Consider the following 14,764-nt stretch of genomic DNA (forward strand, 5'->3'; position numbering starts at 1 on the left):
GTGGGGCCGATGATCCAGTCCACGCATGACGGATTGCTGGAGATTGTCGGGCTGATCCAGGATGCCGCTCTGGATCCGCCACTGTGGCAGGACGTGCTGACAACGCTCATGCGACGGCTTGATGGGGTTGCCGGAGGCCTGTGGCTCAATGATCCCGCCCAGGCGACGTGCGTGCCGCTCGCCCATACCGGTCTCGATCCGGCCTATACGGATCGCTATTCCCAGCACTATCTGCATGTCGATCCCGTCTTTCGCATCAAGTCGCGGCTACCGGTCGGCCACGCGGTGGCGACGTCGATGCTGATGCGACAGGACGCCTTCACCCGGACGGAGTTCTACAACGATTGGTTCCGGCCGCAGGGCTTTCACGAAGCCATCGGCGCAGCCGTGCATCGCACGGCGCCACGCTTCACGTGGCTGTCGATCGTTCGTCCCCAGACGACCGATGCACCGACGGTGGACGACATCGCAACATTGGCCGGGCTGGTGCCGCACATGATGCGGTCGCTGACTGTGGCGCAGCGCCTGGACATGCTGACGGATCGCCAGCGTGCGCTGCGTGACGCGCTGGCGGCCGTGACCCATGCGGTGATGCTGGTCGATCGACGCGGTCGGCTGCTCTTTGCCAATGCGGCGGCTGAAGCGCTTTTGGGTCCGCGGCAACCTCTGACGATCAGACAGGGACGTGTGAAGGCGCGCGATCCGATGGTCGATGTGGTCGTGCAGGCCACTCTGGCACGGGCTCTGCCGGACGCCGGCGATGAACGTCGCGGCATTGCGGAACTGGCCATCCCGCGGGATGGACGGCGGCCGCTGGTGTTGAGCATTGTGCCGGCCCATGCGCACAACGTCGATCGCCTGGATCCGGATCAGCGGGTCGCGGCGATGATCATGGCTGCCGAGCCAGAGATGCGGCCATGGTCCCGTCTCGATGGTGTCATCGATGCCTACGGTCTGACGCCGGCGGAGGGCAGGGTGCTGAACGCCATTGTCGACGGCGATGGGCTGGCCGGGGCCGCGGCGCGGCTGGGCATCGGCCGGGCCACCGTGAAGACCCATCTCAATCGGATCCTGGCCAAGACCGGCACCACGCGGCAGAGCGATCTGATCCATCTCGTCGCCACCATGCTGCCGACGCGGCACGGATGATGGATCCGGTGCCCGCCTTGCTTCCCCGCTGCTCAGGTCGCCCCGACGTCAACCTTTAGGTTGATGCGCACGCGCCCTTGCTGAGGGCACCATGGTGGAGGAGACGATGCTTGGGGGCCATGCGACTGGTGGAGATCGCGTGTCGGATGGGGCTTCATCGCAGCGACATGATCTGCTGGACACCATCGGGTTGATCCAGGACGCCGCGCTTGATCCGTCGGCGTGGGTGGGCGCCGTCGAGCGCATGATGCTGCTGTTCGACGGGATCGCTGGCGTGCTGGTGATCAACAGTGCCGACGCCGACAATGGTCGCACTGTCGTGCAAACGGGCGTCGATCCCAACTATCAGCAGCGGTACTTTGACGAATTCGCCCGTCTTGATCCGGTGTTCGATCCGCGGTCGCCGCTGATGGTGGGCCGCCCGGTCTGTCTGTCGCCCTTCACGCCCGGCGGCCTGTTCACGAACAGCACGTTCTACAACGAGTGGTTTGTGCCCCAGGGATTTCACGACGGGTTGGGTGCGGTCGTCTACAGCCGGGGCACTCGCCGGCTGTGGCTGTCCGTTGCACGGCATGGCAGCGGCCACGCGGCGGATCAGGTGGGCCGGTTCGCGCTGTTGCTGCCGCATGTGATGCGGTCCCTGCGTGTGGCCGAGCGGTTGGACATGGTGAGCAACCAGCAGCGTGCACTGGGCGACGCGCTGGCCGTCGTTTCGCACGCCGTCATGCTCGTCGACCGCCGTGGCCGGCTGGTCTTCGCCAATCCGGCGGCCGAGGTTCTGTTGGGGCCGGACCAGCCGATGAGCGTTGAGCAGGGGCTGTTAACGGCGCGCGACCCGGTAACCGCTGCTGCGCTCGAGGCGGCTCTGGCTGCGGCCATGATTGACGCCGACGACGGCCAGGGCGGCGTCCGCGACATCGTGGTGCCGCGGGACCGGCGGCGACCGCTGTTGCTGAGCGTAGTGCCTGTCGGGCGGCGTGCAGCGGATCACGCCGACCTTGATGTGCCGGTCGCGGCCATGATCCTCGTTGCCGATCCGGATGTCCGGCCCTGGGCGCGGCTCGATGGGTTTGCCCGCGCCTACGGGCTCACGGCGGCCGAGGGTAAGATTCTCGACGCTTTGCTCGATGGGGAGGGGGTGGATCGGGTCGCCGAGCGTCTGGGGATTGGCCGGGCCACCGTGAAGACGCACTTGAATCGGATCCTCGCCAAGACAGGTACCGCGCGGCAGAACGAGTTGATCCGCCTGGTGGCAGGGTCATTGTCGCCGCTTCGCAAATAGAAGTGTACGCTCACTTGTAAAACGCTTAGCAATCTGACATCATGTCCCCGACGACGGCGGATTTGACCACGTCTTGCGATGGCTCCCGACCGTGGCAAGGCGCTTACGGGGTATGGACGGATGCTGCCAGCGTTGTCGGACTCGGACCTGGGCGTCGTTGAAGCACTGCAAGAGGCAGCGCTCGATCCGAGCCTGTGGAGCGAGGCCGTCGGGCACGTTGCAAGCCGGATCGGCGGTATCGGCGGCGGCATCCTCACGCAGGATCCTGTGCTCCGGACGGGATCGGCCCTGGCAGGATTCGGCATCGAGCTCTCCCGCACGCACCAGTATTTCGAGCACTACGCCCATGTGAACCCGATGCTCCACGGCGTCACCGTTCCGGCGCTGGGACAGCCGCTGACGACGGCGATGCTGATGCCGCGCCACGCGTTCACGATGACCGAGTTCTTCAATGACTGGATCCGGCCACAGGATTTCAGCGACGCGGTCGGCGTGGTGGTGCATCGCGACGGCGCGCAGTTCACCTGGTTGTCGGCAATGCGGCCACGGCGTGCCGAGGCGCTCGATCAGGACGACCTCGATACCCTGGCGCGGTTGGCCCCGCATGTGACGCGCGCGCTGCGCGTGGCACAGCGCCTGGGTGTGCTCGATGATCGTCATCGTGCGTTGCAGGACGCGCTTGCCCATGTGACGCATGCGACGATGCTGGTCGATCGGCGCGGTCGGCTGGTCTTCGCCAATCCGGCGGCCGAGGCGCTTCTGGGCGCGCGCGACCCGCTGACCGTGGCGCATGGGCGTGTGAGCGCACGCAACGCCGCCGCGGATGCCGTGTTGCAGGCGGCCCTCGCGCGCAGCGCGGCAGGCTCGCGCGATGCGTTGCCTGGCGTTACGGATGTCACCTTGCCGCGGGATGGACGGCGACCTTTGGTGCTGAATGTGGTACCGGCCGGTGAGCGCAGTGCCGATCGACTGGACCCCGAGTTGCGGGTCGCGGCGATCCTGATCGTGGCTGATCCCGACGTGCGGCCGTGGCCGCGGATCGAAGGCTTCCTGCATGCCTACGGCCTGACGCCTGCCGAAGGCAGGGTGTTGAACGCCGTCATCGACGGCGACGGGGTGGACGGGATCGCCGGTCGGCTGGGTGTCGGCCGGGCCACGGTGAAGACCCATCTCAACCGGATTCTGGCCAAGACCGGCACCACGCGGCAGAACGAGCTTGTCCGGCTGGTCGCCGGCACCCTGCCGCCGTTGCGCGGTTGACGGACGTCTGCCTGGCGATGTCGGCGACCGGTGACCTTCACATAGTCGGTTTGATCCAGGACGCCGCCCTCGACCCGACGCTCTGGCCCTCGGTTGTCGAACGCTTGGTGCACCAACTCGACGGCGCCGCCGGCGGCCTGGTCGTCAGCGATCGTCGCAGCGGGTTCACGCTGGCGGCTCAGGGATTCGATCCGGCCCGCGTGGGGCAGTATTTTGACCACTACGTGCATCTCGATCCGATGCTGCGGGGCCGATCGTCCCTGGGCCATCCGATGATTTCGTCGACGCTGTTGCCCGATGGTGCCTTTCTGAAGAGCGAATTCTTCAACGACTGGTTCGCACCTCAAGGATTTCGCGACTGTCTCAGTGCCGTCGTGCATCGCGAGACCGAACGTTTGACCCGGATTCACATCGTTCCACGCCAATGCCCGGAGGATCTCTCGGCGCGGGACATGGGCAGGTTCGCCCGGATCCTACCGTTTCTCATCCGCGCGCTGCGCGTGTCGCAACGGCTCGAGCTGCTGAGCGACCGGCTGTGCGCTCACCGGGATGCGCTGGGCACCGTCGCACATGCGATCATGTTGCTCGATCGCGGCGGCCGCCTGGCGTTTGCCAATCCGCCAGCGGAGAAATTGCTGCGCGCGGCGAAGCCTCTTGCCCTGAGGGACGGCCGCCTGGTGGCATGCGATGCGGGAACCAACGCTGTGCTGCAGGCAGCGATGGCGCGTGCCATGCACGAGGGTGGCGACGAACTCGGCGGTGTTCAGGAACTGACCGTGCAGCGGCTACGACGACGGTCGTTGATGATGAGTGTCGTGCCGATCAGCCGGCGCATGACGGATCGCGTCGAGGCCAGCGGGCAACCGGCTGCCATGATCATGGTCGTCGATTCGGAGGTGCGGCCGTGGTCCCGGTTGGACGGCGTTGTTCGTGCTTATGGCCTGACGTCGGCCGAAGGTCGGGTCCTGGAGGCCATTGTCGATCGGGCCGGGCTGGGCGAGGCAGCCGATCGGCTGCGTATCAGCCGGGCCACCGTAAAGACCCACCTGAATCGGATCCTGGCCAAGACCGGCACCACACGGCAGAGCGAATTGATCCGGCTGGTTGCCGGCTCGCTGCCGCCGCTGAACGGCTAACGTCAGGGCCGGCTCTGCAAGTCAATCAGTCCGCCGGGCCGAGCAAGGGTGTCTAGCCTGCCAACTGTCCCTGCAGCACGGCCCATTGGTCCAGGATCGGCAGGACACGATCTTCGCCTTCCGCCGGCAGACTGAACACCACGCGGTCGATACCGATCTTCCGGCAGAAGCGCAGGCGCTCGATATCGGGCGGCGTGCGGAAGATCGAGATCGGCACGTCAGCCGGATCGCGGCCAGCCTCCCGCGCCATGGCGCGGAACGCCTCGACCAACTTGCCCAGCCCGTCCTTTTCCAGGCGGTCGGCGTGCGGGATCCAGCCATTGCCGTAGCGCACGGCGCGCCGCGCGGCGAAGGGAAACGCACCACCCACGATCACCGGCGGATGTGGCTTCTGCACCGGCTTGGGCCATTGGTTCATCGGATCGAAATTGACGAACGCGCCGTGATACGACGCCGCATCGCGGGTCCAGATCGCTTTCATCGCCGCGATGCGCTCGCTCACCAGCTTGTGGCGCGTGGCGAAGACCGTGCCGTGGTTCTCCATCTCGTCCTGGTTCCAGCCGTTACCGACACCGAACAGGAAGCGTCCGGCCGACAGCTGGTCCAGAGTCGACACCATCTTGGCGGTGATGATCGGATCGCGCTGGTTCACCAGGCAGATGCCGGTGCCGACCTTCAGCGTCGTCGTGACGGCAGCCGCGGCGCCCAGCGCCAGGAACGGGTCCATCAGTTCGTAGTAGGGCCGGATCAACGGTCCGCCGCCGGGATACGGGCTCTTGCGCGACAGCGGGATGTGCGTGTGCTCCGGCACCCACAACGATTCGAAACCACGATCTTCCAGGGCCCTGCCCAGCGCGGTGGGGCTCATGGAGTCTGCGGTGAAGAACATCACGGCGCCGATTTTCATGGTGATGACCTTTCGCGCCCGATCGTTGTCGTCGCGGTGATCATGCGCGCGCCGTCCATGCCTCTCAATGGAATGTGCGGCCCGAGTCGATCACCAGAGTCTGGCCGGTCATGGTGTTGGTGCGGCACATGGTGACCACCTGGTCGGCGACATCGTCCTTGTCGGCCGCCTTGCGCAGCAGTGCGGTCTTGGCGGCGGTCTCGATCTGCTCCGGCCGCAGGTTCGCGGTGGCGCGCGTGCCCTCGAGCAGGCCGGGTGCGACGCAGTTCACCAGCACCTCGGGCGCCAGTGCCACGGCCATGCACTTGGTGAGATGGATCAGGCCGGCCTTGGACACGGCATAGGCGATCGAGGAACCGGTGGGGCCCAGGCCCGCGACCGAGGAGATGTTGACGATCCGCCCGTTGCCTTGGCGCTTCATGACCGGGGCGACGGCCTTGCAGCACAGCATCGGGCCGGTGAGATTGATGTCGATGATCTTCGTCCATTCCTCGTAGGTGAGGTTGTCGAGATCGGGGAAGGGGATTGCCTTGTTGTAGGCGGCGTCGTTGACCAGGATATCGAGCCGCCCGAAACGCTTCACGACATCGTCGACCAGACGCTGCACCTGATCGCGCTGGGTCACGTCGCAGCCGAAGGCAGCGGCCGAGACCTGATGCTTCTCCAGGTCGCGCGCCACGCCCTCGGCCTGATCCCGGCTGCGGGCATAGACGACGGCGATGTGACAGCCTTGCGCGGCGAGCGCGTGGCAGATGCGCTGGCCCAACCCGCCATTGCCGCCGGTGACGACGGCGACCGCCCCCTTCAGGTCCATGCGTTCCTCCCTTGCATCAACCACAGTGTCATCCCGAGCGCAGCGAGGGATCTTCCAGGAGTGGAGTCCCCTGTCGTGGGAGATCCCTCGCTGCGCTCGCGATGACGGAACTAGCCCAGCCTCAATTCCGGATAGCCGCCGGCCGCGGCTTCGTCGCAGCGCGCGCGGTAGGCGGGTGCGCTGCCGCTGTAGCGCGCGACGGTGCGGACCTGCTTGCCCTCGACGTTCTTGTTGATGCCGGTCATCCATGAATCGACTTCATTGGACAACAACCCCATGCCCAGCGCGCGGACATGGTCGGTCCACGACGCCACGCCCTGCGGTGTCGCCTCCAGGCGGGTGAGGTTGTTGTCGCGCGCGTGGCGGACCAAGCCCGTCACCCATTCGACGTTGTATTCGATGCTGCGCGGGATGTTGCCCAGCGCGGTGTGCGGGCCCATCAGCATCATCATGTTGGGAAAGCCTTCGACCAGCACGCCGAGATAGGTCTGCGGCCCGTCCTTCCACGCATCCTTGAGCCGCTGCCCATCGATGCCGCGCAGGTCGATACGGTCGTAGGCGCCGGTGATGGCATCGAAGCCGGTAGCGTAGATGATGATGTCGAAGGCGTGCTCGGCATCGCTGGTCTTGATGCCGTCGGGCGTGACGCGTTCGATCGGTGTCTCGTTGATGTCGACCAGCGTCACGTTGGGCTGGTTGTAGACCTCGTAGTACCGGGTCTCCAACGGGACGCGGCGGGTGCCGAAACCGTGGTTCTTGGGGATCAGTTTTTCCGCGACCACCGGATCCTTCACGCGCTGCCGGATCTTGCGCGCGACGAAGTCGGAAATCACGGCGTTCGCCTTGCGGTCGACCAGGATGTCGCGGAAGTTGCCCTGCCAGATGCCGAAGCCGCGATCGGCGTAGAGCCTTTCGAAGACGGCCTCGCGTTCCTCCGGCGTCACCTCGAACGTGCCGCGCGGATCGGGCGTGTGCAGGAAGCAGGCGAACGTTTCCTGGCAGCGCTTGAAGATGTCCGGATAGTCGGCCCTGATCTTGGCCATTTCCCGGGCGTCGATCTTGCCGTTGTGCAGCGGCGCGCACCAGTTGGGCGTGCGCTGGAAGATCGTGAGGTGACCGGCGGTCTTGGCCACCTCCTGGATCGTCTGCACGCCGGTGGCGCCGGTGCCGATCACCGCCACCCGCTTGCCCTCGAAGCGCACGGGCTCGTGCGGCCAGCGGGCGGTGTGAAAGGACTGGCCCTTGAACGTGTCGACACCCGCCATCCGCGGCATGGTCGGTGCCGACAGCAGGCCGATGGCGGTGATCAGGAAGCGGCAGCGATAGCGGCTGCCGTCTTCCAGCGTCACGTCCCAGGCTCGCGTAGCCTCCTGGTAGTGGGCCGACGTCACGCGACTCTTGAACTGGATGTCGCGGCGCAGGTCGAACTTGTCGGCGACATGGTTGAGATAGCGCAAGGTTTCAGGCTGCGGCGAGAAGTGCTCCGTCCAGTCCCACTCATCCAGCAACTCCTGCGAGAAGGAATAGCCGTAGGAATAGCTTTCCGAATCGAAGCGGGCACCCGGATAGCGGTTCCAGTACCAGGTGCCGCCGACGCCGGTGCCGGTCTCGAGCACCCGTACCCGCAAGCCCAGTTCGCGCAAGCGATAGAGCTGGTACAGGCCGGACATGCCGGCTCCGATGATGATGGCGTCATAGTCCAGAGCCGATGCCGTTCCGGCGGGCGGCTGGTTGTCTTGCGAGGCGGCCATTGGCTGTCGCTCCTGCAGGCGATGTCGACAAATCTGCTGCCCATTAAAGCAGATCGCGGCCGGGCAATCCCGCCCGGTCGCGTAAATCTGACATGCAGGCAGGAGGGGCCGGCCGGCCTTGGCCGCCGCCCAGGCACTACCAGGGCAACGTGAAGGTTTTGCAGTTGGTGAAGGACTTCATGGCCTCCTGGACACCCTCCTTGTAGCCCAGGCCGGAATCCTTGATACCACCGAACGGGGTCAGCTCGATGCGGTAGCCTGGCACCTCCCACAGGTTCACGGTGCCCACGTTCAGTTCCTGCGCCAGCCGGGTGGCGACGTCCATGCGGTTGGTGCACACACCGGAGGACAGGCCGAAGGCTGTACCGTTGGCGATGGCGATAGCCTCATCAACGTTCTTGAAAGTGATGATTGGCGAGACCGGGCCGAAGGTTTCCTCGGACACCACGGTCATGCCGGGCTGCACCCGGTCCAGCACCGTCGGCGCGTAGAGTGCGCCGTCGCGCTGGTTGCCGGCCAGCAGCCGCGCACCGTGCGCGATGGCCTCCTGAACGCGCGCCTCGAACAGTCGCGCGGCCGGTTCGTCGATGACGGTGCCCATCTGGTTGGTGCGATCCGCTGGGTCGCCATGACGCCAGCGGCGCGTTTTTTCGACTACCTGTTCCGTGAAGCTGTCCGCCACGGCCTGGTGAACCAGCATGCGCTTGACGGCGGTGCAGCGCTGGCCCGAGTTCTTGTACGAGCCCTGCACGGCAAGATCAGACGCCTTGTCGAGGTCGGCATCGTCCATGACGATCAGCGGATCGTTGCCGCCAAGTTCCAGGACGATGCGGCGATAGCCTGCCTTGGCCGCGATGTATTTGCCGATGCCGACGCCGCCGGTAAAGGTGATGAGGTCGACATGCGCGTGCGTCAGAAGCTCGTCGCAGATCTCGGGCGGATCGCCTGTCACGACCTGCAGCATCTGTGGCGGCAGCCCGGCCTCGTACAGCAGGTCAGCGAAGTACAACGCTGACAGCGGTACCTTTTCAGACGGTTTGAGGATCATGCGGTTGTTGGTGGCGATGCTGGGCACCACCTTGTGCGCCACCTGGTTCATCGGGTGGTTGAAGGGCGTGATGGCGGTGATCACGCCCAGCAGCGGCTCGCGCATGGTGATGACCTTGCGTTTCTTGCCGTGCGGTGTGAGATCACACGAGAAGACCTGGCCGTCGTCGCGCAGCACCTCGCTGGCGCCGAAGCCCAGTACGTCGCAGACGCGGCCGATCTCGTACAGGCTGTCCATCTTCGACAACCCCGATTCAGCGGTGATCAGGTCGGAGGCCTCCTCGCTCCGCTTGCGCAGCAGCGCGGCGGCCCGCTGCAGGATCGCGGCCCGCTCGTAGCGCGACAATGTCGGTCGGTAGGCATGGCCGATCGCGATCGCGCGCTGGACGTCCTCGACGCTGGCCGCCGCAACCGTGCCGACGCGCTCGCCATTGTAGGGATTGAAGACGTCGAGGCCACGCTGCGTGCGCCGCTGCTCGCCGCCGATGCGCAGTCCCTCGATCCGATAGAGGGCGCTGTCGCGAATCCGGTGATCGCTCATGCGACCTCCATGGCCTGGGTGCCGATGAAATTGCGGCCCCGCGCGCCGGTCAGGGCATGCGCCACCATGCTGGCGGCCTGGTCGTCGCTGACGCCGTAGTCGGCAAACCGGGTCTTGACTCCGAGTTGCTCGATGAACGACGTCAGGCGTTGCGGCGCCTGGTCGAGTGGCCCCAGCGCGCGCGCCAGCACCCGGTCACGCTCGATACTGCGTCCCAGCGCGCGCTGGAGCACCATCGGCAACGAGAACGAGCAGGCAATGCCATGCGGCAGCCCGTAGCGCAGTGTCATTTCGTAGGAGATCGAGTGCGCCAGCGCGGTGCGGGTGTTGCTGAACGCCATGCCGGCCTTCAGCGCCGCCAGCGCCATGCGCGCGCGCAGGGCCAGGCTGGAGGGCTCTTGCATCAGCGCGGGCAGTGTCGCCAGGATCTCGCGTGCCGCGGCAATCGCAAACGTGTCGGACAGCGGATTGGCATTCACGTTCCAGATCGATTCGAGCGCGTGCGACAGTGCATCGAGTCCGCTATGCAGGGTCACCCCGGCTGGCAGCGACAGCATCAACTCGGGGTCGACGATCGCGATGCTGGGCCAGGTCTCGGCGAGGTGCAGCGAATGCTTCACTTGGCGGCGGCGATCCCAGATCGTTGCCCAGGGTGTCACCTCGCTGCCGGTGCCGGCCGTGGTCGGCACGGCAATCAAGGTCTTCACGCGTGTCGGCGTGATCGCACGGCCGGCCGAGAGCGCCGCCATGATCTCGTCGAAACCGCCGCTTTGCGTGCCCACCATCAGTGCCTTGGCGGTGTCGATCGCGCTGCCACCGCCCAGTGCGATGATGGCATCGACGTCGCCGGCATGGGCCCAGAACGCGTCGTATTGCGCGGTCAGTTCGGCGACATCGGGATTGGGCTGCAGATTGTCGATGACGCCACGCAACTGGGTCTTCAACAGCGCCTCGATACGCGCCACGAGGCCCAGGGCACGTGCTTCCGGGAAGGTCACGAGGATGGCACGGCGAGAGCCCAGCAGGCCGGGCAGGGACGACAAGGTTCCTGCCCCGTACACGCTGCGTACGGGATTGAAGTACTCGAGCGACATGTAGGCCTCTACGTGGGCGGATTGACGTGGTTCAGCGCCAGGTCGAAGACGTCGAAGTTGCGCAGCCGGCGGTCGGCCGGCACGTCGCGCAGCGTGCGGTTGAACAGCAGCGGCACCTTTTGCTCCGAGAGCCCGCCGTGCGAACGCAGCGGCACGGTAAGGCCGCTGAGGTCATGCAGCGCCGGACGCGTCCCAAGCACGGTCAGATGGTCGGCGACGACCACCAGGTCGCCGATGCGGTCGGCCGGCAGCTCGAAGCGTCGTGCCGCCGCCTCACGGGCCAGCACCAGGTCGACACCAGGCAGGCTCTCCAGCGCTGCCTGGGCAGCCGCGACATCGGTGGGCGGCAGGTAGACGGTGGCGAACGAGCCCAGCGCACCGTGGTGCACCACATAGGGATCAGTGATCGGCAGGATGACGCGCGCGACGTCCGCGCCCAGCCGAGCGTCGAGCACAGCTTGCAGGAAGATCACCTGCGGCCTGCCGGCGGCGTCGGTCTTGGGGCTCATGCCGTGATCGGCGGTGAGCGCGATGGTAGCGCCCGCGGCGTCGAGCTGCGCCAGGTAGCCATCCATCATGGCGTAGAATGCGTTCGCCTCCGACGTGCCGGGCGCACATTTGTGCTGCACGTAGTCGGTGGTCGACAGGTACATCAAGTCAGGACGCCGGGTCTGCATCAGCTTCACGCCGGCGGCGAAGACGAACTCGCTGAGATCGGCGCTGTAGACCGAGGGCACCGGCCTGCCGACCAAGGCCAGCACCTCGTCGATGCCGCACTCGGCCACGGTCGCGCGGTCGGCCTTCTCCGCCGAAAAGCAGATTCCTGCCAGCCCATGGCCGAGCAGCGTGCGCAGCTTGTCCTTTGCGGTGACCACGGCCACCCGCGCACCGGCCTGCGCGAACGCCGCCAGCAAGGTCGGCGCGCGCAGGTAGGCGGGGTCGTTCATCATCACTTCCTTGCCGCTCAAGACGTCGAGGAAGTAGTTGCCGCTGATGCCATGTACCGATGGCGGTGCGCCGGTCACGATCGAGAGGTTGTTCGGGTTGGTGAAGCTCGGCACCACGCAGTCGCCGATCAGCGAGCTGCCACGCCGCAGCATCGACGTCAGGAACGGCACGGCGCCGGCCTGGATGGCCTGGGTGATGTAGTCGGGCTCGCAGCCATCGACGCAGACCACGACCACCGGGTGTTGCGGGCGCGCGTAGGTGCGGCCGTTGACGCTTACGGGTTGGGCAAGACGGTCCATCATCGGCTCCCCTGCTGGATACGGGCGCGCAACTGGGTCGACATGTAGTCGGCGGCCATCACCATGACGATGATGACGAGGATGCAGGTCGCCGTATCCTGATACTGGAACAACTTCATACTGCCCACCAGCTCGAAGCCGATGCCGCCGGCGCCCACCATGCCCAGCACCGTGGCCTGGCGCAGGTTGGTCTCGAAGCGGTAGAGCACGACCGCGATCCAGGCGGTGATCACCTGCGGCAGCACACCGAAGATGATGATCTGGATGGGCCCAGCGCCGGTCGAGCGCAGCGCCTCGATCGGTCCCTGATCGATCTCCTCGATCGACTCGGAGAAGAACTTGCCCAGCATGCCGGCGCCGTGCACGGCCAGCGCCAGCACGCCGGGGAACGGTCCCAGGCCGACGGCGGCGACGAACACCAGCGCCAGGATGATCTCGTTGATGCCGCGCGTGATGTTCAGCACCTGCCGCACGGCGTGGTACACGGCCATATTCGGTGTCAGATTGCGCGCGGCGAGGAAGCAGACCGGCAGCGCCAGGATCACCGCCAGCAGCGTGCCCCAGATCGCGATCTGGATCGTCTCGATCGCCGGCTGCACCAGCTTGTCGAGAAAGGCCCAGTTGGGCGGAAACATGCGCGACAGGAAGTCGGCGATCCAGGGCAGGCCCTTGGCGAGCTCGCCGAAGCTGACCTGGCTGCCGCGCGCCGCCCACCACAGCAGCACGGCAGCGGCCGCGGCGATGCCGGCGCGCGGCCACCAGCCGAGATTGCCTGACGGGCGGGCGATCAGCAGGGTGTAGGAACCGATGTTCATCAGGCTTCCTCCAGCGCGAAATCGCGCAGGCGTGGGGCGGGTCTGTCGATCACCGGTGCCGCCGCGTTCCCGCTCTCCTCGAGGCCGGGATAAATGCAGCGCAGTACATCATCGGAGAGCTGGTCGGGCGCGCCATCGAAGACAATGCGGCCGGATGAGACGCCGACAATGCGCTCGCTGAACTCGCGCGCGTAGTCGATCTGGTGCAGGTTGCAGACGACGGTGATGCCGAGCTCGCGGCTTGCCTGTTTCAGATACGTGAGCACCGTGCGCGATGTCTTGGGATCGAGGCTCGCCACCGGTTCGTCGGCGAGGATGACCTTCGGCTGCTGGGCGAGCGCACGCGCGATGCCGACGCGCTGCTTCTGCCCGCCCGAGAGTGTGTCGGTGCGCAGCTCGGCCTTGTCCTCGAGCTCGACCCGGTGCAGGCATTCGCGCGCGATTGCTATGTCGGCGCGCGGGAAAACCTGGAGCCAGGACAGCAGCGAAGGCACCGCGCCCAGGCGGCCGGTGAGCACGTTTTTCTGTACCGACAGGCGCGGCACCACGTTGTAGTGCTGGAAGATCATCGCCACGCTGCGGCGCAGCCGGCGCAGGCTGGTCGCGCCGTCACTCGTCTGTTGTCCGTCGACTTGAATGTCGCCGCGGGTCGGCGGGGTGAGTCGGTTGATGCAGCGCAGCAGCGTCGACTTGCCGGCGCCCGACGGGCCGAGAATGACCACGAATTCGCCGGGTGCAACGTCAAGATCGATGTCCTTCAGCGCGTCAAAGGCGCCGTAGCTCTTGGTCAGGCCGCGGATCCTGATCACTTCATCGTCCTCAGGTCGAGGTTGAGCAGCTTGGCGGCATCGCGAATGACGTCGTAGGCCGCGTCGTTCGTCGGATGGAAGCCGTTGAGCTCACCCTGGTCCGACCACGGTACGTTCTTCACTTCGAGGAAGGCGGCCTGGATGCGTTTCTTCAGGTCGGAATCGAGATCCTTACGCCAGACCGTGGGCGATTCGGGGATCGGCTCTGACTTCCACACCACCACCAGGTCTTCCCGCTTGGCGAGTCCCTTGGCGATGGCGGCGTCCAGGATGCGATCGGCGATCGCTACGGCATCGACCTTGCGGTTCTGCACCGCCACGGCATTGGAGTCGTGCGAGCCGGAGAAGATGACGCGGCCGAAATCCTTCTCGGGATTGAACCCAGCCTTCATCAGGCCGGCCTTGGGAAACAGATGCCCCGATGTCGAGCTGGGATCGACGAAGGCGAAGGTTTTTCCCTTCAGGTCGGTGACGCTTTTGATGCCACTCTCTTTATGGGCGACGATCAGGCTGTGGTAGAACGTGCGGCCCGCCTTCTTGGTCTCGGCGACGGCGAACGCCTCGATCGGGGCCACCGTGGCGCCGAGCACGTACGAGAATGGGCCGAGATAAGCCACGTCGAGCCGCTTGGAACGCAGGGCCTCGATCACGCCGTTGTAGTCGGCGGCGACGAACGGCTTGACCGTCATGCCCAGCGCCTTGGCCAGCTGGTCCATCATCACTTGGCTGTTGGCAATCATCGCCCGCGAATCTTCTGACGGGATCAGCCCGACGGTCAGCGTGCTCGCTGCTCGTGCCGGCCGTGCGGCGATGGCGAGCGGCGTGCCGGCAAGCGCCAGGCCCGCGGCGAGGACATGTCGTCGTGTGGTAGCCATGGGGATTCCTCCAGAACGCTTCTTTGTTGTGATGGGA

The 14,764-nt window shown here is 66.0% G+C and carries 13 protein-coding genes; 4 read left to right on the forward strand and 9 right to left on the reverse strand.

The features are described 5' to 3' along the window. Positions 1-9 precede the first annotated feature (9 nt). The 4 genes from FQU96_RS28575 (at position 10) to FQU96_RS28590 (ending at position 4,827) form a co-directional block, all read left to right on the forward strand. Positions 10-1,149: a helix-turn-helix transcriptional regulator gene (locus FQU96_RS28575; RefSeq protein WP_146544784.1), complete on the forward strand. Its 1,140-nt coding sequence runs from the start codon at positions 10-12 to the stop codon at positions 1,147-1,149. 91 nt (positions 1,150-1,240) lie between these two features. After that, a complete protein-coding gene (locus FQU96_RS28580; RefSeq protein WP_146544785.1) occupies positions 1,241-2,431 on the forward strand; it encodes a helix-turn-helix transcriptional regulator in 1,191 nt (396 codons plus the stop codon). 120 nt (positions 2,432-2,551) lie between these two features. After that, positions 2,552-3,691 carry a helix-turn-helix transcriptional regulator gene (locus FQU96_RS28585; protein ID WP_178130756.1) on the forward strand — a complete coding sequence of 380 codons (1,140 nt, stop codon included), beginning with the start codon at positions 2,552-2,554 and terminating at the stop codon, positions 3,689-3,691. A gap of 17 nt (positions 3,692-3,708) precedes the next feature. Continuing rightward, a complete protein-coding gene (locus tag FQU96_RS28590; protein ID WP_146544787.1) occupies positions 3,709-4,827 on the forward strand; it encodes a helix-turn-helix transcriptional regulator in 1,119 nt (372 codons plus the stop codon). A 52-nt stretch (positions 4,828-4,879) separates the two neighbouring features. Here the strand turns inward: FQU96_RS28590 and FQU96_RS28595 are convergent, their stop codons facing one another. The 9 genes from FQU96_RS28595 to phnD all read right to left on the reverse strand — a co-directional run bounded on the left by FQU96_RS28595 (position 4,880) and on the right by phnD (position 14,727). Beyond that, a complete protein-coding gene (locus FQU96_RS28595; RefSeq protein ID WP_146544788.1) occupies positions 4,880-5,734 on the reverse strand; it encodes an LLM class F420-dependent oxidoreductase in 855 nt (284 codons plus the stop codon). Between the two features lie 64 nt (positions 5,735-5,798). Then, positions 5,799-6,548 (reverse strand): SDR family NAD(P)-dependent oxidoreductase, encoded by a 750-nt coding sequence (locus FQU96_RS28600; RefSeq protein WP_146544789.1) that lies wholly within the window; start codon positions 6,546-6,548, stop codon positions 5,799-5,801. A 110-nt stretch (positions 6,549-6,658) separates the two neighbouring features. Further along, positions 6,659-8,299 carry an NAD(P)/FAD-dependent oxidoreductase gene (locus FQU96_RS28605; protein WP_146544790.1) on the reverse strand — a complete coding sequence of 547 codons (1,641 nt, stop codon included), beginning with the start codon at positions 8,297-8,299 and terminating at the stop codon, positions 6,659-6,661. A gap of 136 nt (positions 8,300-8,435) precedes the next feature. Then, positions 8,436-9,887 carry a phosphonoacetaldehyde dehydrogenase gene (gene phnY, locus FQU96_RS28610; RefSeq protein ID WP_146544791.1) on the reverse strand — a complete coding sequence of 484 codons (1,452 nt, stop codon included), beginning with the start codon at positions 9,885-9,887 and terminating at the stop codon, positions 8,436-8,438. Further along, complete coding sequence (gene psrA, locus FQU96_RS28615; protein WP_146544792.1) at positions 9,884-10,981, reverse strand: iron-containing alcohol dehydrogenase PsrA; 1,098 nt, start codon at positions 10,979-10,981, stop codon at positions 9,884-9,886. The genes phnY and psrA overlap by 4 nt, the downstream gene beginning before the upstream one ends. Positions 10,982-10,989: 8 nt before the next feature. Further along, on the reverse strand, positions 10,990-12,228 hold the full coding sequence (gene phnA, locus FQU96_RS28620) for a phosphonoacetate hydrolase (protein WP_218574915.1): 1,239 nt from the start codon (positions 12,226-12,228) through the stop codon (positions 10,990-10,992). Beyond that, positions 12,228-13,043, reverse strand: a complete 816-nt coding sequence (phnE, locus tag FQU96_RS28625; protein WP_146544794.1) for a phosphonate ABC transporter, permease protein PhnE — start codon at positions 13,041-13,043, stop codon at positions 12,228-12,230. Before phnE ends, phnA begins: the two co-directional genes overlap by 1 nt. After that, positions 13,043-13,852, reverse strand: coding sequence for a phosphonate ABC transporter ATP-binding protein (gene phnC, locus FQU96_RS28630; RefSeq protein ID WP_146544795.1), 810 nt, complete (start codon positions 13,850-13,852; stop codon positions 13,043-13,045). The genes phnE and phnC overlap by 1 nt, the downstream gene beginning before the upstream one ends. Continuing rightward, positions 13,849-14,727 (reverse strand): phosphonate ABC transporter substrate-binding protein, encoded by an 879-nt coding sequence (gene phnD / locus FQU96_RS28635; protein ID WP_146544796.1) that lies wholly within the window; start codon positions 14,725-14,727, stop codon positions 13,849-13,851. The genes phnC and phnD overlap by 4 nt, the downstream gene beginning before the upstream one ends. Positions 14,728-14,764: the final 37 nt, after the last annotated feature.

Origin of the sequence: Reyranella sp. CPCC 100927 (genome assembly GCF_007859315.1) — a bacterium.
Classification (GTDB): Bacteria; Pseudomonadota; Alphaproteobacteria; order Reyranellales; family Reyranellaceae; genus Vineibacter.